Annotated in this window: 21 protein-coding genes; 10 read left to right on the top strand and 11 right to left on the bottom strand. The window is 68.9% G+C overall.

What is annotated here, in order from left to right; genetic code table 11:
• Window positions 1–292: 292 nt before the first annotated feature.
• Window positions 293–1,558, bottom strand: a complete 1,266-nt coding sequence (locus GGQ87_RS12145; RefSeq protein WP_168048126.1) for a pilus assembly protein TadG-related protein — start codon at window positions 1,556–1,558, stop codon at window positions 293–295.
• Window positions 1,559–2,330: 772 nt separating this feature from the next.
• Between GGQ87_RS12145 and GGQ87_RS12140 the strand changes: the two genes are divergently transcribed.
• Entirely contained in the window at window positions 2,331–2,696 is a 366-nt protein-coding gene (locus GGQ87_RS12140) for an RcnB family protein (RefSeq protein ID WP_168048124.1), read from the top strand.
• An 85-nt stretch (window positions 2,697–2,781) separates the two neighbouring features.
• On the top strand, window positions 2,782–3,180 hold the full coding sequence (locus tag GGQ87_RS12135) for a GFA family protein (protein ID WP_168048122.1): 399 nt from the start codon (window positions 2,782–2,784) through the stop codon (window positions 3,178–3,180).
• 20 nt (window positions 3,181–3,200) lie between these two features.
• Here the strand turns inward: GGQ87_RS12135 and gatB are convergent, their stop codons facing one another.
• From gatB to GGQ87_RS15470, 4 genes are all read right to left on the bottom strand, one after another.
• Window positions 3,201–4,709: an Asp-tRNA(Asn)/Glu-tRNA(Gln) amidotransferase subunit GatB gene (gatB, locus tag GGQ87_RS12130; RefSeq protein WP_168048120.1), complete on the bottom strand. Its 1,509-nt coding sequence runs from the start codon at window positions 4,707–4,709 to the stop codon at window positions 3,201–3,203.
• A 2-nt stretch (window positions 4,710–4,711) separates the two neighbouring features.
• Complete coding sequence (gene gatA / locus GGQ87_RS12125; protein WP_168048118.1) at window positions 4,712–6,190, bottom strand: Asp-tRNA(Asn)/Glu-tRNA(Gln) amidotransferase subunit GatA; 1,479 nt, start codon at window positions 6,188–6,190, stop codon at window positions 4,712–4,714.
• Window positions 6,191–6,192: 2 nt separating this feature from the next.
• Window positions 6,193–6,480: an Asp-tRNA(Asn)/Glu-tRNA(Gln) amidotransferase subunit GatC gene (gatC, locus tag GGQ87_RS12120; protein ID WP_168048116.1), complete on the bottom strand. Its 288-nt coding sequence runs from the start codon at window positions 6,478–6,480 to the stop codon at window positions 6,193–6,195.
• 95 nt (window positions 6,481–6,575) lie between these two features.
• A complete protein-coding gene (locus tag GGQ87_RS15470; RefSeq protein WP_168048114.1) occupies window positions 6,576–7,100 on the bottom strand; it encodes a hypothetical protein in 525 nt (174 codons plus the stop codon).
• Window positions 7,101–7,175: 75 nt separating this feature from the next.
• On the opposite strand from GGQ87_RS15470, the gene ruvX reads away from it, so the two are divergent.
• The 7 genes from ruvX (at window position 7,176) to topA (ending at window position 15,313) form a co-directional block, all read left to right on the top strand.
• Complete coding sequence (ruvX, locus tag GGQ87_RS15465; RefSeq protein WP_168049236.1) at window positions 7,176–7,640, top strand: Holliday junction resolvase RuvX; 465 nt, start codon at window positions 7,176–7,178, stop codon at window positions 7,638–7,640.
• A complete protein-coding gene (locus GGQ87_RS12105; protein WP_168048112.1) occupies window positions 7,640–8,563 on the top strand; it encodes an AEC family transporter in 924 nt (307 codons plus the stop codon). Before ruvX ends, GGQ87_RS12105 begins: the two co-directional genes overlap by 1 nt.
• Complete coding sequence (locus GGQ87_RS12100) at window positions 8,563–9,570, top strand: aspartate carbamoyltransferase catalytic subunit (protein ID WP_425339287.1); 1,008 nt, start codon at window positions 8,563–8,565, stop codon at window positions 9,568–9,570. The genes GGQ87_RS12105 and GGQ87_RS12100 overlap by 1 nt, the downstream gene beginning before the upstream one ends.
• Window positions 9,567–10,853, top strand: coding sequence for a dihydroorotase (gene pyrC, locus GGQ87_RS12095; RefSeq protein ID WP_168048108.1), 1,287 nt, complete (start codon window positions 9,567–9,569; stop codon window positions 10,851–10,853). Before GGQ87_RS12100 ends, pyrC begins: the two co-directional genes overlap by 4 nt.
• A 15-nt stretch (window positions 10,854–10,868) precedes the next feature.
• Window positions 10,869–11,510 carry a glycerol-3-phosphate 1-O-acyltransferase PlsY gene (gene plsY, locus GGQ87_RS12090; protein WP_168048106.1) on the top strand — a complete coding sequence of 214 codons (642 nt, stop codon included), beginning with the start codon at window positions 10,869–10,871 and terminating at the stop codon, window positions 11,508–11,510.
• On the top strand, window positions 11,507–12,604 hold the full coding sequence (dprA, locus tag GGQ87_RS12085) for a DNA-processing protein DprA (protein WP_342448360.1): 1,098 nt from the start codon (window positions 11,507–11,509) through the stop codon (window positions 12,602–12,604). Before plsY ends, dprA begins: the two co-directional genes overlap by 4 nt.
• Before the next feature lie 93 nt (window positions 12,605–12,697).
• Entirely contained in the window at window positions 12,698–15,313 is a 2,616-nt protein-coding gene (topA, locus tag GGQ87_RS12080) for a type I DNA topoisomerase (RefSeq protein ID WP_168048104.1), read from the top strand.
• Here the strand turns inward: topA and GGQ87_RS12075 are convergent.
• The 3 genes from GGQ87_RS12075 to GGQ87_RS12065 form a co-directional block, all read right to left on the bottom strand.
• Window positions 15,310–15,729, bottom strand: coding sequence for a J domain-containing protein (locus GGQ87_RS12075; RefSeq protein WP_168048102.1), 420 nt, complete (start codon window positions 15,727–15,729; stop codon window positions 15,310–15,312). The two genes, topA and GGQ87_RS12075, sit on opposite strands and share 4 nt — an antisense overlap.
• 4 nt (window positions 15,730–15,733) lie before the next feature.
• On the bottom strand, window positions 15,734–16,573 hold the full coding sequence (locus GGQ87_RS12070) for a division plane positioning ATPase MipZ (protein WP_168048100.1): 840 nt from the start codon (window positions 16,571–16,573) through the stop codon (window positions 15,734–15,736).
• Between the two features lie 138 nt (window positions 16,574–16,711).
• Window positions 16,712–17,371, bottom strand: coding sequence for an SPOR domain-containing protein (locus tag GGQ87_RS12065; protein WP_168048098.1), 660 nt, complete (start codon window positions 17,369–17,371; stop codon window positions 16,712–16,714).
• Between the two features lie 75 nt (window positions 17,372–17,446).
• On the opposite strand from GGQ87_RS12065, the gene panC reads away from it, so the two are divergent.
• Window positions 17,447–18,307, top strand: coding sequence for a pantoate--beta-alanine ligase (gene panC, locus GGQ87_RS12060; protein WP_168048096.1), 861 nt, complete (start codon window positions 17,447–17,449; stop codon window positions 18,305–18,307).
• Window positions 18,308–18,317: 10 nt separating this feature from the next.
• On the opposite strand, the gene GGQ87_RS12055 is transcribed toward panC, so the two are convergent.
• The 3 genes from GGQ87_RS12055 to GGQ87_RS12045 all read right to left on the bottom strand — a co-directional run bounded on the left by GGQ87_RS12055 (window position 18,318) and on the right by GGQ87_RS12045 (window position 21,259).
• Window positions 18,318–19,076 carry a chorismate mutase gene (locus GGQ87_RS12055; protein ID WP_168048094.1) on the bottom strand — a complete coding sequence of 253 codons (759 nt, stop codon included), beginning with the start codon at window positions 19,074–19,076 and terminating at the stop codon, window positions 18,318–18,320.
• Window positions 19,077–19,302: 226 nt separating this feature from the next.
• Window positions 19,303–19,884: a prephenate dehydratase domain-containing protein gene (locus GGQ87_RS12050; protein ID WP_168048092.1), complete on the bottom strand. Its 582-nt coding sequence runs from the start codon at window positions 19,882–19,884 to the stop codon at window positions 19,303–19,305.
• Between the two features lies 1 nt (window position 19,885).
• Window positions 19,886–21,259 (bottom strand): class II 3-deoxy-7-phosphoheptulonate synthase, encoded by a 1,374-nt coding sequence (locus GGQ87_RS12045; RefSeq protein WP_168048090.1) that lies wholly within the window; start codon window positions 21,257–21,259, stop codon window positions 19,886–19,888.
• Window positions 21,260–21,308: the final 49 nt, after the last annotated feature.

Below are 21,308 nucleotides of genomic sequence, written 5' to 3'. Positions count from 1 at the left end.
AGCATCCGGCCAAGCCGAGCCACGTCAACGCTGAAGCGGCCAGCGGAAGGTCGGCGCGAGCGGCGGCTTGCAACTGTCCGACGGCCCCGATCGCCGCTCCGATGACAAGCAGAATGGGCACCAGTGCTCTTGGGCGGCGACGCCAAGCCAGCAGGACCATTGAAGCAACGAGAACCGCTACCGCGGCGATCCACCAAGCCCACTGGTCCAGGTTCCAGGCCATGACGCCGAGAAAGGACGCAAAGGTGAGAAGACAAAGCGCGGCGAGGCACGGAACAAGCATCACAAAGACCTACTGGATGAGCCGGGAGCCGCCCGTGCGGGAGCCAACCCCGACCGGCACCGGAACGTCTGAAACTTCATAGTTGGCGTTGATGAACAGCGAGGGTGAACCTTTGAGCTGGATCCCCTCGGCCACGATGACGGTCCAGGCGCTGTCCCGTGCGATGTCCGCCTTGCCTTCGATGATTAGCTTCGCGGCCGGCACATATATGACCCCAAGCAGGCTCTCCACGTGGTCCGCGGATATGATGAAATCCTCGGTATTGTCGCGTGTCCCACCCATCACCAAGCCGGCATACGCGCCGGTCTTGCGGCCATCGAGATTGACGAGCGCGCGATCCTTGAACTCGAACTTCGACTCCTTGTCGAAGAACAGCACAACGTCCGTACCTTCCAGTCGCGCGTCCTCTTTCACAGCGAGGTGGCCGCCGAGAAAAAAATGGTCGCCGGGGTCGAGGAGAATACGCGCCGTTCCGCTCGCATCGATGCCGCCGCAGTGCCTCCCCGGGGCCACGTAGTAAGTACCGGATGTCACCTGAAGCGGCTTGGCCTTCTCCACGTCCGTGCAGGATAGCCTTTTGGAATAGTTGAGATCGAGGCCCGCAAACGGGTCTTTTACCGGCGCGGCGCCCGTGCCCGCCGCCGGGCTGATGAAGCCCCGTGCGGACTTAACGGCCTGAACCGCAGCGGCGGTGATGCTCCCGCCCTCCACATCGATGTCGCGATTGGAGTGCACCATGCAGGCCGGCGCGTTCATCCGCCCCGTGTCCTTAACGTTGAGCAGCTTGGAGCCGCTCGTTCCGGTGACGAGAACACACAGGGGCACCACGCCCATCGTCGTGGCCGTGGATTCTGCTTTGAAGTTCCAACCACCGGGCGGGAGAAGGTTCGCGAAGAAGGAAGGCCGGTTCGCCGACAGCGTGACCCGGATGGCGCGCTGACCGGCGAGATCGACGATCTCGTAAGCTTCCTCGATTGCCGGGCGTTGCGCCCACTCTGCCAAGTGAGTTTGAACAAATGATCGTGCGCGCTCTGTTGCGTTTGATCCGTCTGTCGCAAGGCCAAGGTCGCTTGCCGAGGCAAGCGCGGCGCTGTCGGCAATGTCCTGCAGTCGGATTTTGGTGGCCTGGACCTGCGTCAGGTCGAGCGCGCCGGCTCCAAGCACGACGACACAAGGGAGGATGAGCGCTGCCTTCAGCGCGATACTACCGCGCTCGCAGGAGACTACCATTGCGAGTGCCGACATGATGCGTAGGACCAAAGCGACCGGACTCAAGAGAACACTCCCAACGAAGCGAGAGCGTAGCCGACGCAAAGCTAAAACTTTGTTTTTGCTATGTGTCCGGTCGCCGACGTAGGCGTCTCGGCGCCGCGGAACGCGCCTCCGCCCTGCGGCGGAGTGAGCGCGTCCGATTTTTCATTCAGTCTGACCTAGTTTAAATCCGGTCCCGCACATTTGCCGTAGCTAGACCTCACCTGGGGGTCCGGATGTGCGCGGAATGCGAGCCAAATACACCTTGAAAGTCATGCACCCCGGCGAGGCGTTCCCGACCGAGACGGTGACGCTGGGCACGTCTGCGGAGGTTACTGAGACCATCCCACGTCTGTTGGCGAAGCATGCCGGCTGCCATCGCATTCATGTCCACGCGGGACACGCCCGTCTTTTCTCAGTGGACTGCCATGGCCACACGGTCCAAGCCGAATGACTGAGCTGGAGCGTCGCACCGACGTCAGCGGGTTCGGGAGCCGGCCCCCGCTGAGATCCTGACCGAGGCCCTCGACCGTGTTCACCCGGTCGGCGAGCATCTGCAGCAGCCAGTGGCCCCATTGGCTTCCGCTGAAGCGGAAGGCCTGACGCCCCAGTGTTCCGCTCAGATCGCTGGGCGGCGTGGAGGCCCCGACGACGGCGGGGCGCTGAGCCAGCTTTCCCTAAACGGGCCGTTCAGCGTGGGTTCAGGCAGACAGCCGCAGGATTTGCGCCTTGTCGGGTCTCATGTCGCGGGCTCCGATGGACGGCGACCGCGGCTCCAGACGAAGGAGACGTTGAGATGTTGAAACCCCTTATGATCGGCGCCCTGTCGCTGGCCACCTTGGCCGCGCCCATGGCCGCCTCGGCCCAGGACTGGCGACGCGATCACGACCGCGATGGCCGCTACGAGCGTTGGGAACGGCGCGCGGACCGGAACGACCGCCGCGACTATCGCCGCTGGGAGCGCCAAGAACGCCGGGAATACCGGCGTTGGGCGCGTGGACAGGTCATTCCGTCCAACTACCGCCGTAGCTGGTACATCAATGACTACCGCCGGTACGGCTATCGCACCCCGCCGCGCGGCTATGGTTATTACCGGACTGACACCGGCGACATCGTGCTGGCCGCGATCGCGACCGGCGTGATCCTGTCGCTGCTGGACTAGGCTACCGCGACCAAAATGAAGCCCGCCCGGAGCGATCCGGGCGGGCTTTTCGTTATTCGGCGGAGGTGGAGGAGGACGGAGCCGGATGACACGCACGGGTGGCTGCAACTGCGGGCAGGTCCGCTACGAACTGGAGGGCGAGCCTCTGCGGGTCGGCCTCTGCCATTGCGAGACCTGCCGCAAATTCACGGGGTCGGCCTTTTCCCACTACGCCGTCTGGCCGCAGGGTCGGGTGCGCATTTCAGGCGATACCCGCTGCTGGGAGGTGCGGGCGGGCGGCGACCGGTTCTGCCCCATGTGCGGCGCCTCCCTGTTCACCTGGACGGAGGGGGAGGAGGAGATCGAGGTGAAGCTCGGGACCCTGGATGGGCCGCCTAATGGACTGGAGCCAGGTTATGAGCTCTGGACCGTGCGCAGGGAGCCGTGGCTCGGCCCCCTGAATGGGTCCGCGCGGTACGAGCGTGATCGACCCGGATCTGGCTGAGGCCAGTGGCCGGGGCGGCGTTAGAGCCCCAGCTTCGCCTTCAGGATGTCGTTGACCGCGGCCGGATTGGCCTTGCCGCCGGTGGCCTTCATGACCTGACCGACGAACCAGCCGATGGCCTGGGGCTTCTCGGCGACAGCGGCGGCCTTGTCGGGGTTGGCGGCGATGATCTCATCGACGGCTTTCTCGATGGCGCCGGTGTCGGTGACCTGTTTGAGGCCGTGTTTCTCCACCACCTCGGAGGGCGAGCCCTCGCCGCTCCAGACGTGGTCGAAGACCTCCTTGGCGATCTTGGAGGAGATGGTCCCGTTCTCGATCAGCTCCACCAGCTCCGCCACATGGGCGGCCGGCAGCGGGCATTCCGAGAAGTCCTTGCCGTCGGCGGCAAGGCGGGCGGACAGTTCGTTGGTGACCCAGTTGGCGACCAGCTTGGCGTCGCGGCGCCCTGTTCCGTTTCCTTGGGCGGCGGCTTCGAAATAGTCGGCCTTGGCCTGTTCCGAGATCAGGACGACGGCGTCGTATTGCGACAGGCCGTAGTCGGCCATCAGTCGGCGGCGCTTGTCGTCGGGCAGCTCGGGCAGCGACGCCTTGATGCCGTCGATCCAGGCCTGCTCCAGCTCGAGCGGCAGCAGGTCGGGGTCGGGGAAGTAGCGATAGTCCATCGCCTCTTCCTTGGAGCGCATCGAGCGCGTCTCGCCGGCGGTTGGATCATAGAGACGCGTCTCCTGATCGACCTTGCCGCCGTCCTCGAGGATCTCGATCTGGCGGCGGGCTTCGTAGTTGATGGCCTGCGAAATGAAGCGGAACGAGTTGACGTTCTTGATCTCGCAGCGCGTGCCGAGGTGGCTGAAGTCGCCGGTGGCCTTGAACTTCTCGTACTGGCCCGGGTGGCAGACCGAGACGTTGACGTCGGCGCGCAGGTTGCCCTTCTCCATGTCGCCGTCGCAGGTGCCGAGATAGATCAGGATGGTGCGGATCTTCTTGACGTAGGCGACCGCCTCTTCCGGCGAGCGGATGTCGGGCCGGGAGACGATTTCCATCAGGGCCGTGCCGGCGCGGTTCAGGTCGACGTAGGATTCGGTCGGCGACAGGTCGTGGATGAGCTTCCCCGCGTCCTGCTCGAGGTGCAGCCGCTCGATGCCGACGTTGAAGAAGGAGCCGTCCTCGGCCTCGACCTCGACGACGCCCTCACCGACGATCGGGTAGAACAGCTGGCTGATCTGATAGCCGGTCGGCAGGTCGGGATAGAAATAGTTCTTTCGGTCGAACTGGCTACGGTTGTTTATCTTCGCGTTGAGGCCGAGGCCGGTGCGGACAGCCTGTTCGACGCAGAATTTGTTCAGCACGGGCAGCATGCCGGGGAAGCCGGCGTCGACCAGCGACACCTGCTCGTTCGGACCCGCGCCGAAGCCGACGGCGGCGCCGGAGAACAGCTTGGCGCGCGAGGCCACCTGGGCGTGGATCTCCAGCCCCATGACGAGTTCCCACGGACCGGTGCGGCCCTGGATGGTTTTGGTGTTGTCGGTCATGCTCACCACCACTTCTCCGGCCGGGCCGTGAAGCCGGCCGATTGTTCCAGTACGTCCGCGACCTGGAACACCGTCGCCTCGTCGAGCGCCTTGCCAATCACCTGCAGGCCGAGCGGTAGGCCGCCCTTGTCGAGGCCGGCGGGGACGGAGATGCCGGGCAGGCCGGCGAGGTTGGCCGTCACGGTGAAGATGTCGTTCAGATACATCTGCAACGGGTCGATCTGCTTGTCGCCGAGGGCGAAGGCGGCCGACGGCGTCGACGGCGTCAGGATGGCGTCGACCTTGTCCCAGACGGCGTCGAAATCCATGGCGATGCGGCGGCGGACCTTGAGCGCGCGGACGTAGTAGGCGTCGTAGAATCCGGCCGAGAGGACATAGGCGCCGATGGTCAGGCGACGCTGGACCTCCTTGCCGAAGCCCTCGGCGCGGCTGGTCTCATAGAGGTCCGCGAGGCTGGCGGCCTTTTCGGCGCGATGGCCGAAGCGCATGCCGTCGTAGCGGGCCAGGTTGGACGAGGCCTCGGCCGGGGCGATGATGTAATAGGCCGGCAGGGCGTATTTGGTGTGGGGCAGGCTGATCTCGACGATCTCGGCTCCCGCGGCCTTGAGCCATTCGACGCCCTGATCCCACAGCGCCTGAATCTCGGCCGGCATGCCGTCGACGACGTATTCCTTCGGCACGCCGATACGCAGGCCCTTGACGCCCTTGCCGAGGCTGGCGGTCCAGTCGGGGGTCTCGACGTCGAGGCTGGTGGAATCCTTGGGGTCGAAGGAGCACATCGAGCGCAGCAGGATGGCGGCGTCCTCGACGGTCCTGGCGATGGGGCCGGCCTGATCCAGCGAGCTGGCGAAGGCGACCATGCCGAAGCGGCTGGCGCGGCCGTAGGTGGGCTTGACCCCGACCGTGCCGGTGAAGGCGGCGGGCTGGCGGATCGAGCCGCCGGTGTCGGAGGCGGTGGCGGCGAGGCAGAGGTCGCCGGCGACGGCCGAGGCCGACCCGCCGGAGCTGCCGCCCGGGGTCAGGTCGGCGTTGGAGGCGCTCGACTTCCACGGATTCACGACGGGACCGAAGGCCGAGGTCTCGTTCGACGAGCCCATGGCGAACTCGTCCATGTTCAGCTTGCCGAGCATGACCGCGCCGTCGGCCCAGAGGTTGGACGTGACGGTGGACTCATAAGGCGGGACGAAGCCGCGCAGCATGTTGGAGCCGGCCGTGGTCTGGACGCCGTCGGTGCAGAACAGGTCCTTGATGCCCAGCGGCGCGCCTTCCAGGGCGCCGCCCTCGCCTTTCGCAAGACGGGCATCAGAGGCGCGGGCCATGTCGAGGGCCTTGTCCGTGGTCTGGACGACGTAGGCGTTGAGGCGCGGATTGGCGGCGTCGATGTTGGCGACGAAGGCTTTGGTGATCTCCTCGGATGAGAAGTCGCGGGCCTTGAGGCCGTCGAGGGCGGCCTTGAGGGTCAGTCGGGTCAGGTCGGTCATGACTATTCGACCACCTTGGGGACGACAAAGAAGCCGTCGGCGGACTTCGGAGCGTTGGACAGGACGGCGTCGACCCTGGCGCCGTCGGTGACCACGTCGTCGCGCAGGCGCAGGGGCTGGTGGACGTTGGAGGTCATCGGCTCGACGCCGTCGACGTCGACCTCGTTGAGCTGCTCAATCCAGTTCAGGATGCCGTTCAGCTCGGCGGCGAGCGGCTCCAGCCGGTCTTCCGGGGTCTTGATACGGGCGAGGTGCGCCACCCGGCGCACGGTCGCGGCGTCGATGGCCATGCGGCCCTCCGATAGCGAGAACGTAAGCGGGCGGGATTAGCCGCCCGGGGCCGGTTTCACAAGGATTCTGGCCGGGAGTTTCAGCGACGCGCGAGCTATTGCGCGGGCGTGACCGTCACCTCGGCCGGAGCGGAGCCGTCGGCGGCGATGGTCCAGCCGACGATGACGCGCCGGGTGCGGCTGCCGATCCGGCCCGTGGCCTCGTCCAGCTGGCTTTCCTCAAGCTCCAGATCAATGCGGCCGGCCCGCTGCGACAGGATACGGTAGTCGAGCACGTCGCCGAGGCGGAAGACGCGCCAGCCGTCGGCCGGGCCCTGGAAGAAGGCCAGATGGGTGTAGAGGCCGTTCATGGCCGGATCGCCGCCGGCCGTGCCGAACAGCTTGGCGGTGATCGGTCCCTGCCCCGTCAGCTGGTCGAGCCGGACGACGGCGGCGGCCTGCTGCAGGGCGGCGTCTGTCTCGGGCTGGAGCGTGGCGGCGGGGCCGGCGGCGGCCAGCGGGGCGGCTGTAGCGGCCGGAGCCGGCTGCTCGGCGGGCGGCACGGCTTCCTTGCGGCTTTCGACGCCCGCGTCGCAGGCGGCGAGCCCGATCAGGGCGGTGAGGAACAGAAGCGGTTTCATCGGACGACCCTCCTCGTCGATTTGCGGCCAGCTTTGCACTTTGACACGGCGTCCCGCCAGTCCTACCGCGACACCGTGACCGTCCTGACCCTTGAAGAGCTCGCCGCCTCGACCCCGCTGGGAACGCCCTGGCTCGGGCTGGACCTCGGCGAGAAGACCATCGGGGTGGCCGCGTCGGACGCGACGCGGATGATCGCCAGTCCGCTGGTGCTGATCCGCAAGACGAAATTCACGCAGGACGCCGAGGCGGTGCTGAAGCTGATGGACGGGCGCAAGGCGTCCGGGCTGGTGATCGGCCTGCCGCTGAACATGGACGGGTCGGAGGGGCCGAGGGCGCAGTCGTGTCGGGCCTTCGCGCGAAACCTGCAGCGGCTGCGCGCAGTGCCCGTGGCCTTTCAGGACGAGCGGCTGTCGACCAGCGCGGTCGAGCGGTTCCTGATCGAGGAGTTGGACCTGAACCGCAAGCGGCGGGCCAACGTCGTCGACCGCACCGCCGCCGCCTGGATCCTGCAGGGCGCGCTCGACCGGCTGCGCGGCTGATGGCGGGGCTGCTCGCCGGGGTCCTGCCGGTCTTCGTGCTGATCGCCATCGGTTACGGGCTGCGCAAGTCCGACTTCCTGCCGGACGCAACCTGGCGGCCGATCGAGAAGCTGTCGATCCACATCCTCTATCCCGGCTTCCTGATCCCGGCGATCTGGAACGCCGACATCTCGGGCGGCGGCGCGGGCGCGGCGGGGGCGGCGGCCGTGACCTCGGTGCTGATCATCGCCGTGCTGACGCTGGTGACCAAGCCGCTGATGAAGATCGACGGACCGGCCTTCACCAGCCTGTTTCAGGGCGCGATCCGCTGGAACAGCTTCGTCTTCCTGCCGGTGATCCAGTCGGTCTATGGCGTCGACGGGCTGGCGCTGGCGGCGGTGGTGATCGCGGCCATGATCCCGGTGACCAATGTGCTGTGCGTCATCGTGCTGGTGCGCTGGGGCGCGGACCAGAGGGCGATGTCGCCCCTGTCGTTGGCGAAGGCCATCCTGTCGAACCCGATCCTGCTGGCCTGCCTGATCGGTCTGGCGCTGAACCTGGCCGGCGTGCCGCGGCTGGCGGGCATTTCGGAGACGCTGGAGCTGCTGGGCGGCGCGGCCCTGCCTCTGGGCCTGATCGTGGCGGGGGCGGGGCTGAGCTTCGCCGAGGTGGCGCGGCGCCGGGTGACCATCGGGGCGGTCTCGTTCGTCAAGCTGATCGTCACGCCGCCCCTGATGTGGGGGCTGTGCGTGCTCTACGGCGGGGACGAGACGGCGCAGGCCATCGCCCTGCTCTGCGGCGCGTCGCCGGGCGCGGCGGCCAGCTATATCCTCGCGCGGCAGATGGGCGGAGACGCGCCGCTGATGGCAGGGATCGTGGCCCTGACCACTGTTGGAAGCGCGATCAGCATTCCCGTGCTGCTGGCCCTGTTCCATTTGGCGTGATGACCCCCTATAGCCGGGCTTCGATGACCCAGCCCGCCGCCGTCACCGACCTGATTCACGAGCGGCTGGCGCCGTTTCCCCGCGATCATTTCCTGTCCGCAGGCGATCTGAACGCCGCGACCGTCCCGCCGCTGCTGGACCTCGCCGACGCCTTCGTCGACTTCAACCGCCAATCGTCGAAGTCCCTGGACCTGATGCGCGGGCGCACGGTCATGAATCTGTTCTTCGAGAATTCGACCCGGACCAGCGCCTCGTTCGAGATCGCGGCCAAGCGGCTGGGTGCCGACGTGACGGCGCTGAGCCCGCGCACCTCGTCCGTGGCCAAGGGCGAGACACTGATCGATACGGCGGCGACGCTGAACGCGATGAAGCCGGACGTGCTGGTCGTGCGCCACTCGGCCTCGGGCGCGGCGGCCCTGCTGTCGCAGAAGGTCGGCTGCGCGGTGGTCAACGCCGGCGACGGACGGCACGAGCATCCGACGCAGGCCTTGCTGGACCTGCTGAGCCTGCGCCGGGCGTTCGGCGATGTGGGCGGGCTGTCGGTGGCGATCTGCGGCGACATCGCCCACAGCCGCGTGGCCCGGTCGAACGTTGCCCTGCTGTCGATGATGGGCGCACGGGTCCGGCTGATCGGGCCGCCGACCTTGGTCCCGGGCGATGCCGACCGCTGGGGCTGCGAGGTGTTCCACGACATGCGCGAGGGGCTGCGGGGCGTCGATGTGGTGATGATGCTGCGCCTGCAGCTGGAGCGAATGGAGGGGGCGCTGGTGCCCTCGACCCGCGAGTATTTCCGCTTCTGGGGACTGGATCGCGAGAAGCTGGGCTGGGCGAGACCCGGCGCGAAGGTGATGCACCCGGGGCCGATGAACCGCGGGGTCGAGATCGATTCCGACGTGGCCGACGACCTGAGCGTCTCGCTGATCCAGGATCAGGTGGAAATGGGCGTGGCGGCGCGGATGGCGGTGCTGGCGGCGCTATCGGCGCGGCGCGAGGGGGCCGGGGCATGAGTTCGCTGGCGATCCTCAACGCCCGACTGCTGGATGCGGCCAGCGACTACGACGGGCCGGGCGCGGTGCTGATCAAGGACGGGCGGATCGTGGAGGTCATCCACGGCGCGGGGGCGGTCGCTCCGGCAGGGGCCGAGGTCGTGGACGCCGGCGGCCTGTGCCTGTCGCCGGGCCTGATCGACATCCGGGTCAAGACCGGCGAGCCCGGCGCGGAACCCAAGGAGACGCTGAAGTCGGCCTCGCTTTCGGCGGCCGCGGGCGGCGTAACGACCATCGTTATCCAGCCCGACACCGACCCGGCCATCGACGATCCGGCCATGATCGAATTCATCCAGCGGCGCGGCGCGGCGCTGGAACTGGTGAACGTCCGGGCGGCCGGCGCGGCGACCAAGGGCCGGGACGGAGTCCGGATGGCCGAGATCGGCCTGATGGATGAGGCGGGGGCGCTGTATTTCACCGACGTCGACGCCGTGATCGCCAACACCCGCACGCTGCAGCGGCTGATGAGCTATGCCGCGACCTTCAACGCCCTGATCTCTTGCCGTCCCGCCGATCCGTGGCTGAGCGAAGGCGCGGTCGCGACGTCGGGCGAACTGGCGACGCGGCTGGGGCTGGCGTCCGCGCCGGCCATCGCCGAGCGGATCCAGCTGGAGCGCGATCTGGCTCTGGTAGAGCAGACGGGCGCGCGGTTCCTCGTCGACCAGATCTCAACCGAGGGCGCGCTGGAGACGCTGGCCCGGGCGAGGGCCAAGGGGCTGGAGGTCGCCGCCTCGGTGTCGATCAACCACCTGTGCTTCAACGAGATCGACATCGGCGACTACCGCACATTCTATCGTATGGACCCGCCGCTGCGGCCGGAGCGCGACCGGCAGGCGCTGATCGAGGCGGTGCACGACGGGCTGATCGACGCCATCACCAGCGCCCACGCCCCCGCTCCGGCCGAGGACAAGCGGCGGCCGTTCGCCGAGGCGACACCGGGCGCCGTGGGTCTGGAGACCCTGCTGCCTGCGGCGCTGTCGCTGCACCACGAGGACGGACTGGACCTGCTGGACATATTGCGTCCCCTGACGCACGGACCGGCGACGCTGCTGGGGCTCGACGCCGGCGTGCTGGCGAAGGATGCGCCGGCGGACCTGATCCTGTTCGATCCGGGCGCGCCGGTGGTGATCGACGCCGACGCACTGAAGTCCAAGTCGAAGAACTCGCCCTTCGACGGGCGCCGTCTGCAAGGGAAGGTCTTGCTCACCGTCGTCGGCGGACGCATCGTCCAAGACGCACGCTAGAGGGGAGCGAATCAGTTGCAGGATCTGGTCGGCCCGGCTCTGGGGACGCTCGCGCTCGCGGCGGCGGGCGGATACCTGCTGGGCTCCATCCCGTTCGGCGTGATCCTGACGCGCGCCGTGACCGGTCAGGACGTGCGCCAGATCGGGTCCGGCAACATCGGCGCGACCAATGTGCTGCGCACGGGCCGCAAGGATCTGGCCATCGCCACACTGCTGCTCGACGCCGGCAAGGGCGCCGCGGCGCTGCTGGTGGCGCGCTTCCTGTTCCCGGACGTGCCGGCGATCGCCGCGATCGCGGGCGGAGCGGCCTTCCTCGGCCATTTGTTCCCCGTCTGGCTCGGCTTCAAGGGCGGCAAGGGTGTGGCGACCTTCTTCGGGCTGTTGCTGGCCGCCGCCTGGCCGCTGGGCCTGCTGGCCGGAGCGACCTGGCTGATCGTCGCCGCCCTGTTCCGCATCTCTTCGCTGGCGGCGCTGGTTTCGTCGGCGGCCGCGCCGCTCTACGCCCTGCTCCCTCTCGCAATGCTCGGCCTGCCCGCTCCGGCGCCGATCATCGCCCTTGCCGCCTTCACCGGCGTGCTGATCTGGATCCGGCATCATCAGAATATCACCCGCCTGCTGAAGGGGACCGAGCCCCGTATCGGCGCCGGCAAGGCGTGACCGCCTCCCGGGCGCCGCTGCCGGAGACGGAGCGGCTGGCCCGGTTACGACTGGCGCGGACGGACAGGGTTGGGCCTGTCACCTTCAAACAGCTGCTGGACCGGTTCGGCTCGGCGGAGCGGGCGGTCGAGGCCCTGCCGGACCTGCTGCGGCGGGGCGGCGGCCACGGGCATGACCTGCCGGCCGTGGGCGAGATCGAGGCGGAGGTCGAGGCCGGCGCGCGGCTCGGCGCCCGACTGATCGTACTGGGCGACGCGGACTACCCGGAGATGCTGGCCGCCGTCGATCCGCCGCCGCCGATGCTTTGGGCGCTCGGGAACGTCGGCTTGATGGCGCGGCCGTGCATCGCGGTGGTCGGCGCCCGGATCGCCTCGGCCGGCGGGCAGCGGATTGCACGGGGCATGTCGCAACAGCTGGGCGAGGCGGGGCATGTGGTCGTATCGGGGCTGGCCCGTGGGATCGACAGCGCAGCCCACGCCGGCGCCCTGCCGACCGGAACCGTCGCCGTGCTGGGTGGCGGCGTCGATGACATCTATCCGCCCGAGAACGCCGACCTCTATCGCCAGATCGCCGAACAGGGCTGCGTCCTTTCGGAGAGCCGGGTCGGCGCGAAGGCGCAGGCCAAGGACTTCCCGCGTCGCAACCGCATCATCTCAGGCCTGTCGCGCGGGGTCATCGTAGTCGAGGCGGAGATTCGCTCCGGCTCGCTGATCACCGCGCGGCTGGCGGGGGAGCAGGGCCGCGACGTCTTCGCCGTGCCGGGCTCGCCGCTGGACCCCCGGTCGCGTGGACCGAACGAGCTGCTGCGGCAGGGGGCGATCCTGTGCGAGGGGCTGGAGGATGTGGAGCGGGCGTTCTCGACTCTCCGGACGTTGCGCGAGCCGCCCGCGGGAAATCCGTTCGAGGGCGCACCCGACGAAGTCGACGGAGCGTTTCTCGACAAGGTCGCCGCCCTGCTGTCCCCGACGCCGACCCCGCGGGACGAACTGGCTCGCGCCCTGTCGGCGCCCATCGGCGCGGTGGCTGCGGCCCTGCTGGAACTGAGCCTCGCCGGGCGTGCGACCCTGTTGCCGGGAGGTCTGGTTTCGAGCTGACGCGACCGCCGAATTCCAGCGCCGATTGACAGCGACGCTCCCGCCAACCACGTTCCGCCCCCTTTCAGAGCCCGTTTAAGGCCCCCTCCCCGCATGAACCTCGTCGTCGTCGAGAGCCCCGCAAAGGCCAAGACCATCAATAAATATCTGGGCCCGGACTTCCATGTCCTGGCGTCCTACGGGCACGTCCGCGACCTGCCGTCGAAGGACGGATCGGTCCTCCCCGACGACGATTTCGCCATGTCGTGGGAGATCGACCCCAAGGCGTCCAAGCGGATGTCGGAGATCGCCGAGGCCGCGAAGAAGTCCGACCGCGTGATCCTCGCCACCGACCCCGACCGCGAGGGCGAGGCAATCAGCTGGCACGTGCTGGACATCCTGACGAAGAAGAAGGCGCTGAAGGACACGCCGGTCGAGCGGGTGACGTTCAACGCCATCACCAAGGGCGCGGTGCTGGAGGCGATGGCCGCCCCGCGCCAGCTCGACATGGAGCTGGTCGAGGCCTATCTGGCCCGGCGGGCGCTGGACTATCTGGTGGGTTTCACCCTGTCGCCCGTGCTTTGGCGCAAGTTGCCGGGCGCACGTTCGGCGGGCCGGGTGCAGTCCGTGGCCCTGCGTATCGTGGTCGACCGCGAGCTGGAGATCGAGGCGTTCCGGGCGCAGGAATACTGGTCCGTCGAGGCCGATCTGACCGCCGACAGCCCGCCTTTCACGACCCGTCTGGTCAAGCACGCCGGCAAGCGGGTGCAGCGTCTGGATATCGTATCGGAATCCATGGCCACGGCCGCGCGGGAGGCGATCAACTCCGGGACATTCTCTATCCGCTCGATCGAGAAAAAGCCGGTCAAGCGCGCGCCGAGCCCGCCGTTCATGACCTCGACCCTGCAGCAGGAGGCCTCGCGCAAGCTGGGCTTCACGGCGCAGCGGACGATGCAGGCGGCCCAGAAGCTGTACGAGGGCGTCGACGATCAGGGCGGCCTGATCACCTATATGCGGACCGACGGCCTGTACGTCAGCCCGGAGGGAATCGCCCAGGCGCGGGAAGTGATCGGCAGTCGCTTCGGCCCGGCCTACGTCCCGGAACAGCCGCGCTACTACAAGTCCAAGGCCAAGAATGCCCAGGAGGCCCACGAGGCGATCCGGCCGACGAGCATGGCCCGGGCGCCCGAAACCCTGCGGCTCGAGGGCGACCTGCAGCGGTTGTACGAACTGATCTGGAAGCGGACCATCGCCAGCCAGATGGAGTCGGCGCGGCTGGACCGCACCACGGTCGAGATCGAGGAGCCGACGGGCCAGACGGCCCTGCGCGCCACCGGGCAGGTCGTGGCCTTCGACGGCTTCATGGCGGTCTATGAAGAGGGCCGCGACGACAAGCCGAAGTCGGGCGAGGACGACGAGGACGACACCACCCGCCTGCCCGCTCTGAAGGAAGGCGCGACCGTCAAGGTCGAGGCCATCCGCACCGAGCAGCATTTCACCGAGCCCCCGCCGCGCTTCTCCGAGGCCACCCTGGTCAAGAAGCTGGAGGAGCTGGGCATCGGCCGCCCGTCGACCTACGCCTCGATCCTGACGACTCTGCGCGACCGCGGCTATGTGCGGATGGACAAGAACCGGTTCATTCCCGAGGACACCGGGCGGCTGGTCACGGCCTTCCTCGAACAGTTCTTCGGCAAGTGGGTGCAGTACGACTTCACCGCCGATCTCGAGAGCCAGCTGGACGAGGTGTCCGCCGGCGATCTGGACTGGAAGAAGCTGCTGCGGGATTTCTGGGGTCAGCTGAAGCCGGCGACGGACGAGGTCACCGGCCAGCAGGGCGTGATCGACAAGCTGGACGAGGCGATCGGGCCCTTCCTGTTCCCGCCCAAGGCGGATGGGACGGACCCGCGCCTGTGCCCGGTCTGCGGCACGGGCCGGCTGCACCTGAAGGCCAGCTTCAAGATGAAGTCGACCTTCATCGGCTGCTCCAACTATCCGGAGTGCAAATACACCCGCGGCTTCGGCAGCGGCGCGTCGGACGCCGAGGCCGGGACGGACCGCGAGCTGGGGCTGGACCCGGAGACGGGGCAGCCGGTGCATCTGAAGATCGGGCGCTTCGGGCCCTATGTGGAGACCACGCCGCCGGGGGCCGAAAAGCCCAAGCGGTCGTCCCTGCCCAAGGGCTGGTCGCCGGCGTCGCTGGAGCTGGAGCAGGCTCTGAGGCTGCTGGCCCTGCCGCGCGAGGTCGGCATGCATCCGGAGGACGGCAAGCCGATCACCGCCGGGCTTGGGCGCTACGGGCCGTTCGTTCAGCACGCCGGGACCTACGCCAATGTCGCGGACATCGACGAGGTGTTCGACGTCGGGCTGAACCGCGCCGTCGTGCTGCTGGCCGAGAAACGGGCGGGTAAATTCGCCGGACGCGGAGCCGCCACGGCCCCGCTGAAGGATCTGGGCGCGCATCCGGAGACGGGCGATCCGATCCACGTCATGGCGGGCCGGTTCGGGCCCTATGTGAAGTCGGGCAAGATCAACGCCACCCTGCCGAAAGGCACGGCCCCCGAGGACCTGACGCTGGAGGCGGCCCTGCCGCTGCTGGCGGCGCGGGCGGCGGCGGCTCCGTCCAAGGGCAAGAAGGCGCCGGCGAAAAAGGCGGCGACCGCCAAGAAGCCGGCGGCCAAGAAGGCTGCGGCGAAAAAGCCGGCCGCCAAGAAGGCGACGGCAAAGGCCTAGCCTTTCAGCAGGCGGTCCCGAGCGGCGTTGAGGCGGGAGGCCAGGCCTTCCGTGCCGCCCTGATCGGGATGGGCACGGGCCATGAGCCGCTTCCAGGCCGTGTTGATTTCCTGTGGCGTGGCCGAGGCGGCGACGCCAAGCAGCGAGCGGGCTTCGGCCGCGGTCATGGCCTCTGTGCGCGGAGGAGTCGTGCGCTGACGCGAGGCGACGGTGAGCCAGAGGCCGGCGCCTCCGAGGGCCGCGGCGGTGAACCAGGACCCTCGCGAGGCGAGCAGAACCGCACCGGCGATGAGCACGGCGCTAAACAGGGTGGCGGTGACGCGCCAGTGGCCCTGCCCTCGCCGCTCGGTCTGTCGGCCCAGCCGGACCAGCGCCCAGACGGCGATCGCCGCCAGAGCCAGCCAGATCAGGCTCAAGACGTCACGCGGCCGCGTCCAGCGGAGCGTTGAGGGAGCCGCCGTCGAGGCCGAGCGCCTGCATCAGATTGCGCAGTTCCTGCCGCGCGGCGACGTGGGCCAGCGAGACGGCCACGGGGCGGACGTCGTTGGACAGGTCGGCGACGGTCAGGCCGAAGGGGAAGAGCTCGCGGTAGATGACGCGATCGCGCAGGCCGGGGCCCATGCGGAAGCCGACGCGGCGGGCCAGCTTCTCCATCCGCTCCTCGAGCCGCTGGCGGTTGCGGGCGGCGGCGACGGCGAGGCGGTTGGTGACCACGATCCAGTCGATGGCCGCCGAGCGCCCCTCGGTGATGGCGCGGTGCTTGCGCGCCTCCCAGACGCTCTCGGAGTAGATCGAGGGCTTGAGCAGTTCGAGGGTGACGGGGTCCACCTGACCCAGCAGGTCGAAATCGACGAAGCTGTCGTTCATCGGCGTGACGATCTGGTCGGCGAGGCCGTGGGCGGTCCGCGACAGCAGGGTGTCGCCGCCGGGGGTGTCGATCAGGATGAAGTCGGCCGAGGCGCGCGCCTCGGCGAAGGCGGCGTCGAAGCGCGCCATCTGCTCGGTCTCGTCGGCCTTTGCCAGCGCCTTGCCGTCGCCCATGTCGGGCTCGACCGGCATGGGGAGGACCTGACCGTTGCCGGCCGTCCAGGCGGCGCGGTTGGCGAAGAATTTGGCCATCGAACGCTGGCGCAGGTCCAGATCGATGATGGCCACCGACTTGCCGGCGTGCAGCAGGCCACAGACGATGTGGATGGCGAGCGTGGACTTGCCCGCCCCGCCCTTCTCGTTGCCGACGACGATGACCGTGGGGTCAGCCATGGAATTTCGATGCCTCTGCGGCCGCCGACTCGACGCGCGGCCTTCGAGCGCCAGAATCGCCGGGCCGGAGCGTGACGTCAACGGAGCCGCGCGCCTTGACTGTGGATGTGCGGCGCCGGCGTCTCAGCCTGTAGCCGATCAGGCGGAGCGGTGGCACCACGGATCGTCGATGCCGGCGGCGGCGCAGACGGCGGCGGCTCCGGCGGCGGGCGTCAGTAGCTTGAGGCGGGTCAGCCGGCGGCCGCCGACCTCGACGCCCTCGTAGACGGGAGACAGGCCGTCGAGCGCCCAGGCGGCGCCGCCTGATTTCAGGCGGGTCCACGCGGCGCGGGCGGCGGCTTCGCTGGAATAGGCGCCGATCTGTACGAGCCCTCCGGCGCGCGGCGAGGCGGCCGGGCGGACGGCGCGGGCCGGACGCAGGCCGGCGTCCGCGGCGGCGCTTTCGATACGGTTGGAGACCTTCTGGACCACGGCTTCGGCCACAGCCGGGGCCGCGGCGGCGGCGAGACGCTGGCCCTGCTGCTCGACCGCGTCTGTCAGGATGCCGTCGCGGGCGTCCCAGAGGGCGTGCGGATCCATCACCTGCACCCGCAGCGCGGGGCGCAGGCCGCTGTCGGACGCAGTGCGGACGACGGGGGCGGACTGGCGGGTCTCGCCCTGCCCGTCGAGCGGAATGGCCGCGACGGCGTCAGCCATGCTCTCGAAACGATGCGGGTTCGCCTCGACCATGCCGCAGGCGGACAGGGTGGCGGCGGCCAGACAGGCCAGCACTGGACGGATGATGAGGCTCGGCGTCATAAGCGCACCTTGGCACGCCGGGCTTTGAAGCACGGTTCACAAGCACGCTTAAGGCGAAGGGTTAATCCGTTCACCATGCCCGACACTTCGGCCCTGCCCGTCGCCCGCACCATCGCGGAGCTGCGCGAGATCGTAAGCGGCTGGAAACGGCAGGGGTTCACCGTCGGCTTCGTTCCGACCATGGGAGCGTTGCATGAAGGTCACTTGACCCTTGTGCGCGAGGCGGGCCAGCGGGCCGACCGGGTGGTGGCCAGCGTCTTCGTCAATCCGACCCAGTTCGCCGCGCACGAGGACCTCGGCTCCTATCCGCGGCAGGAGGCGCAGGACGCGGAGCTGCTGGCCGGCGCCGGGTGCGCGCTGATGTACGCCCCCGCCGTCGGCGAGATGTATCCGGCGAATGCGACGACGACGATCTCGGTCGGCGCGCCGGCGGAGGGGCTGGAGGGCGTGTTCCGGCCGCAGATGTTTGGCGGGGTGGCCTTGGTCGTGGCCAAGCTGCTGAACCAGGTTCAGCCGCATGTGGCGGTGTTCGGCGAGAAGGATTTCCAGCAGCTCATCGTGGTCCGGCGGCTGGTGCGCGATCTGGATATTCCGGTTGAGATCGTGGGCTCGCCGACCGTGCGGGACGGGCATGGTCTGGCCCTGTCGTCGCGCAACGCCTACCTGTCGGCAGAGCAGCTGGAGGTGGCGCGGCGGCTGAACGGGGTGCTGGCCGAGGCTGGCGCCAAGGCCTCGGCGGGGGAGCGGATCGATGAGGTCGAGGCCGCGGCCCGGGAGGCCCTGCTGACCGCCGGATACGCCCACGTTGATTATGTAGCGATCCGGAAGGCCGACGATCTGGGCGAGTTCGGGTCCGGCGTGGTCGACGGGCCGGCCCGGGTCATCGCCGCCGCCTGGCTGGGGAAGACCCGGTTGATCGACAATATGGCGATCTGACCGCGCCGCCCTAGCCGATCGCGCCGACGCAGCCTTCCGCGCCGCCCACGGGAAGCGCGGCGTCGGTCAGCGACAGCGTCCAGCCGTGGTGGGTGTCGAGGCCGCGGCGGCGGATGCCCGAGCCGTCGCCCGCGTCGCCGCCGGCGGTGACGAGGACGCGGCGGCCGCTCGGCAGGGCCGCGGGATCGATCCGGCCGACCGCCAAGGCCGTCGGGGTCTCACCGCCGAAGCCGTCGAAGACGCTGAGGCCGGCCCATTCGCGGCGCAGGCCGGTCCACCAGGGATCGCCGGCGTTGACCGCGAGGACGGCGACGCCGTGCCCCTCGGACGCCCATTTCAACGCAGCCTGCGGATCGCGGACGGCGCGCATGTCGGCGGCCGCGCCGAAACGAAGGCGGGCGCCGTCGAAGGCGCGGGTCGGCTCGACGGGCGACCAGACCTGCACCTGCATCCGCCCCTGGCGGGCGAGGCCCCAGCCGACGATCTGGCGCCAGAGGGATTCGACGGCCTCGCGGTTGTCCGGTTCGGACTGGGCCAAGACGCGGTCGAGGACGGCCTGTTCGCGATCGGGACGCAGTTTGACGTGTGGGCCGGAGGGCGCGTCCTTGGCCTTGCCGACCCGGGCGGCGATGGCGAGGCGGCGTTCGAACAGGGCGAGGAGTTGATCGTCGAGAACGTCGATCTCATGCCGCAGGGCGGCGAGCGCCATCTGTTCAGGGGAGACGTCGAGGGGGGCGGGCCAGACTTGCTGGAGCGTGGAATGCGGCACGGGAGGGACTTTCGGTTTCGATGAGGGCTGGGCGTTTTGCGAGCCGCCGCTCCGTCACGGAGCGGTCGCCGGCGAGGCGGTCAGGACGCGATGCCCGACGCCTCAGCCGGCGTATCGAAAGCCGTAGAAATACAGGTCCGCAACGGCGGTGAAGCCGGCAAATGCAGTCGCAGCGATGGCTTGCGAACGGACCATGAGGCTCATTGGGCGCACGGATCGTGCAAGGTCAAGCGCCGGAGACGCTCAGAAGGACAAAACGCGTGCGGTTGTCTTCGGAATCCTGGATGTCGTTGCGCAAAATCGACAACTCATAGACTTCGGCGGCCCGGGCAGGCGCGACGGCGGCGCGGGTCAGGTCGCCGGCGTCGGCGACGGCGCGAGCGGCGCCGGCGGTGTCGAAAGCCTCGACCGGTTCGATGCCGAGCTCGCCGAGCGTGCCGGTACACTGGCCGAGGGCGGCGGGATGGCTTTCCGCCGTCTTGATGTCGCCGATCCGGGCGCCGGCCGGGGCCATCAGCGCGAGGCGGATGGGGCGCCAGACCTCGGACACGACGGTCAGGCCCGCGGCCTCGATCAGGGAGGCGGCAGGTTCGACGCGGCCGATGGTGGTGTTCTCGACCGGGATCAGGGCGCATCCGACATCGCCCGACTTCAGGGCGGCGATGGCGGCGTCGAAGCTGTCGTAGGCCACCGGCTCGTCCCACGGGCGCAGGTCGATGACGGCTTCGTGGCTGAAGGCGCCGGGTGCACCCTGATAGGCGCAGCGGCCGCCGGCCTCGTCATTGGCGGGGCGGCCGACGGGCTCCATCTCAGGCTGCCTCGGACTGGGCGCGCCGTCCGGCCTTGAGCCGTTCGGCGACGAGGAAGGCCAGCTCCAGCGCCTGATCGGCGTTGAGGCGCGGGTCGCAGTGGGTGTGGTAGCGGCTCGACAGGTCGTCCTCGGTCAGGGCCTGGGCGCCGCCGAGACATTCGGTGACGTTCTGGCCGGTCATTTCGAGATGGACGCCGCCGGGGTGAACGCCCTCGGCCTCGGCCACGTCGATGAAGCCGCGCACCTCGGACAGGATGCGTTCGAACGGCCGGGTCTTGTAGCCGTTGCCGGCCTTGAGGGTGTTGCCGTGCATCGGGTCGATCGACCAGACGACGCGGCGGCCTTCGGCTTTCACCGCCTTCATCAGGCGCGGCAGGCGGTCGCCCACCTTGTCCGCGCCGAAGCGGCCGATCAGGGTCAGGCGGCCGGGGGTGTTGTCCGGGTTCAGGGCGTCGATCAGCGGCAGCAGGTCGTCCGGCTCCATGGTCGGACCGCACTTCAACCCGATTGGATTGCGGATGCCGCGGGCGAACTCGACGTGGGCGCCGTCCAGCTGGCGGGTGCGTTCGCCGATCCACACCATGTGGGCCGAGGTGTCGAACCATTCACCGGTGGCGCCGTCGAGACGGGTCAGGGCGCTCTCGAGGTTCAGCAGCAGAGCCTCGTGGGAGGTGAAGACTTCAACGCGGCTGAGGTCCGGATGGCTCTCGGGCGTGACGCCGACCGCCTCCATGAAGGCCAGGGCCTCGGTGATCTTGTCGGCGAGGTCGCGGTATTTGGCCCCGTAGGCGCTGTCGGCCGCGAAGCCCATGGTCCAGCGGTGGATGTTGTAGAGGTCGGCGTAGCCGCCGCCCGCGAAGGCGCGCAGCAGGTTCAGGGTCGAGGCCGACTGGTTGTAGGCGCGCATCAATCGCTGCGGATCCGGCACGCGCTCTTCCGGCGTGAAGGCCATGCCGTTGATGATGTCGCCGCGGTAGCTGGGCAGGGTTTCGCCGCCGATGGTCTCGAGCGAGGACGAGCGCGGCTTGGCGAACTGGCCCGCGATGCGGCCGACCTTCACCACCGGCTTGCGGCCCGCGAAGGTCAGGACCACGGCCATCTGCAGGATCAGGCGGAAGGTGTCGCGGATGTTGTCGGTCGAGAATTCCTTGAAGCTCTCGGCGCAATCCCCGCCCTGCAGCAGGAAGGCCTCGCCGGCCTCGACCTGGGCCAGTTTGGCGGTCAGGTGGCGCGCCTCGCCGGCGAAGACCAGCGGCGGCATGGCGCGCAGCTCGTCCTCGACACGATGCAGGGCGGCCATGTCCGGATAGTCCGTCGGCATCTGCACGACGGGCTTTTGTCTCCAGCTATCAGGGGTCCAGCGGGTACTCATGCGGCCAAGATAGGCGGAGCGGCGTGTGGGGACAATGAACCGTTGTGCC

Source organism: Brevundimonas alba, from assembly GCF_011927945.1.
GTDB lineage: Bacteria > Pseudomonadota > Alphaproteobacteria > Caulobacterales > Caulobacteraceae > Brevundimonas > Brevundimonas alba.
Note: the sequence above shows the minus strand (reverse complement) of the source record. Positions and strands in the feature narration are given on the sequence as shown.

Coding starts and splice junctions, on each gene's coding strand:
- GGQ87_RS12140 (WP_168048124.1), top strand. CDS start 2,331: ATGTTGAAACCCCTTATGATCGGCGCCCTGTCGCTGGCCACCTTGGCC.
- GGQ87_RS12135 (WP_168048122.1), top strand. CDS start 2,782: ATGACACGCACGGGTGGCTGCAACTGCGGGCAGGTCCGCTACGAACTG.
- gatB (WP_168048120.1), bottom strand. CDS start 4,709: ATGACCGACAACACCAAAACCATCCAGGGCCGCACCGGTCCGTGGGAA.
- gatA (WP_168048118.1), bottom strand. CDS start 6,190: ATGACCGACCTGACCCGACTGACCCTCAAGGCCGCCCTCGACGGCCTC.
- gatC (WP_168048116.1), bottom strand. CDS start 6,480: ATGGCCATCGACGCCGCGACCGTGCGCCGGGTGGCGCACCTCGCCCGT.
- GGQ87_RS15470 (WP_168048114.1), bottom strand. CDS start 7,100: ATGAAACCGCTTCTGTTCCTCACCGCCCTGATCGGGCTCGCCGCCTGC.
- GGQ87_RS12105 (WP_168048112.1), top strand. CDS start 7,640: ATGGCGGGGCTGCTCGCCGGGGTCCTGCCGGTCTTCGTGCTGATCGCC.
- GGQ87_RS12100 (WP_425339287.1), top strand. CDS start 8,563: ATGACCCCCTATAGCCGGGCTTCGATGACCCAGCCCGCCGCCGTCACC.
- pyrC (WP_168048108.1), top strand. CDS start 9,567: ATGAGTTCGCTGGCGATCCTCAACGCCCGACTGCTGGATGCGGCCAGC.
- topA (WP_168048104.1), top strand. CDS start 12,698: ATGAACCTCGTCGTCGTCGAGAGCCCCGCAAAGGCCAAGACCATCAAT.
- GGQ87_RS12070 (WP_168048100.1), bottom strand. CDS start 16,573: ATGGCTGACCCCACGGTCATCGTCGTCGGCAACGAGAAGGGCGGGGCG.
- GGQ87_RS12065 (WP_168048098.1), bottom strand. CDS start 17,371: ATGACGCCGAGCCTCATCATCCGTCCAGTGCTGGCCTGTCTGGCCGCC.
- panC (WP_168048096.1), top strand. CDS start 17,447: ATGCCCGACACTTCGGCCCTGCCCGTCGCCCGCACCATCGCGGAGCTG.
- GGQ87_RS12050 (WP_168048092.1), bottom strand. CDS start 19,884: ATGGAGCCCGTCGGCCGCCCCGCCAATGACGAGGCCGGCGGCCGCTGC.
- GGQ87_RS12045 (WP_168048090.1), bottom strand. CDS start 21,259: ATGAGTACCCGCTGGACCCCTGATAGCTGGAGACAAAAGCCCGTCGTG.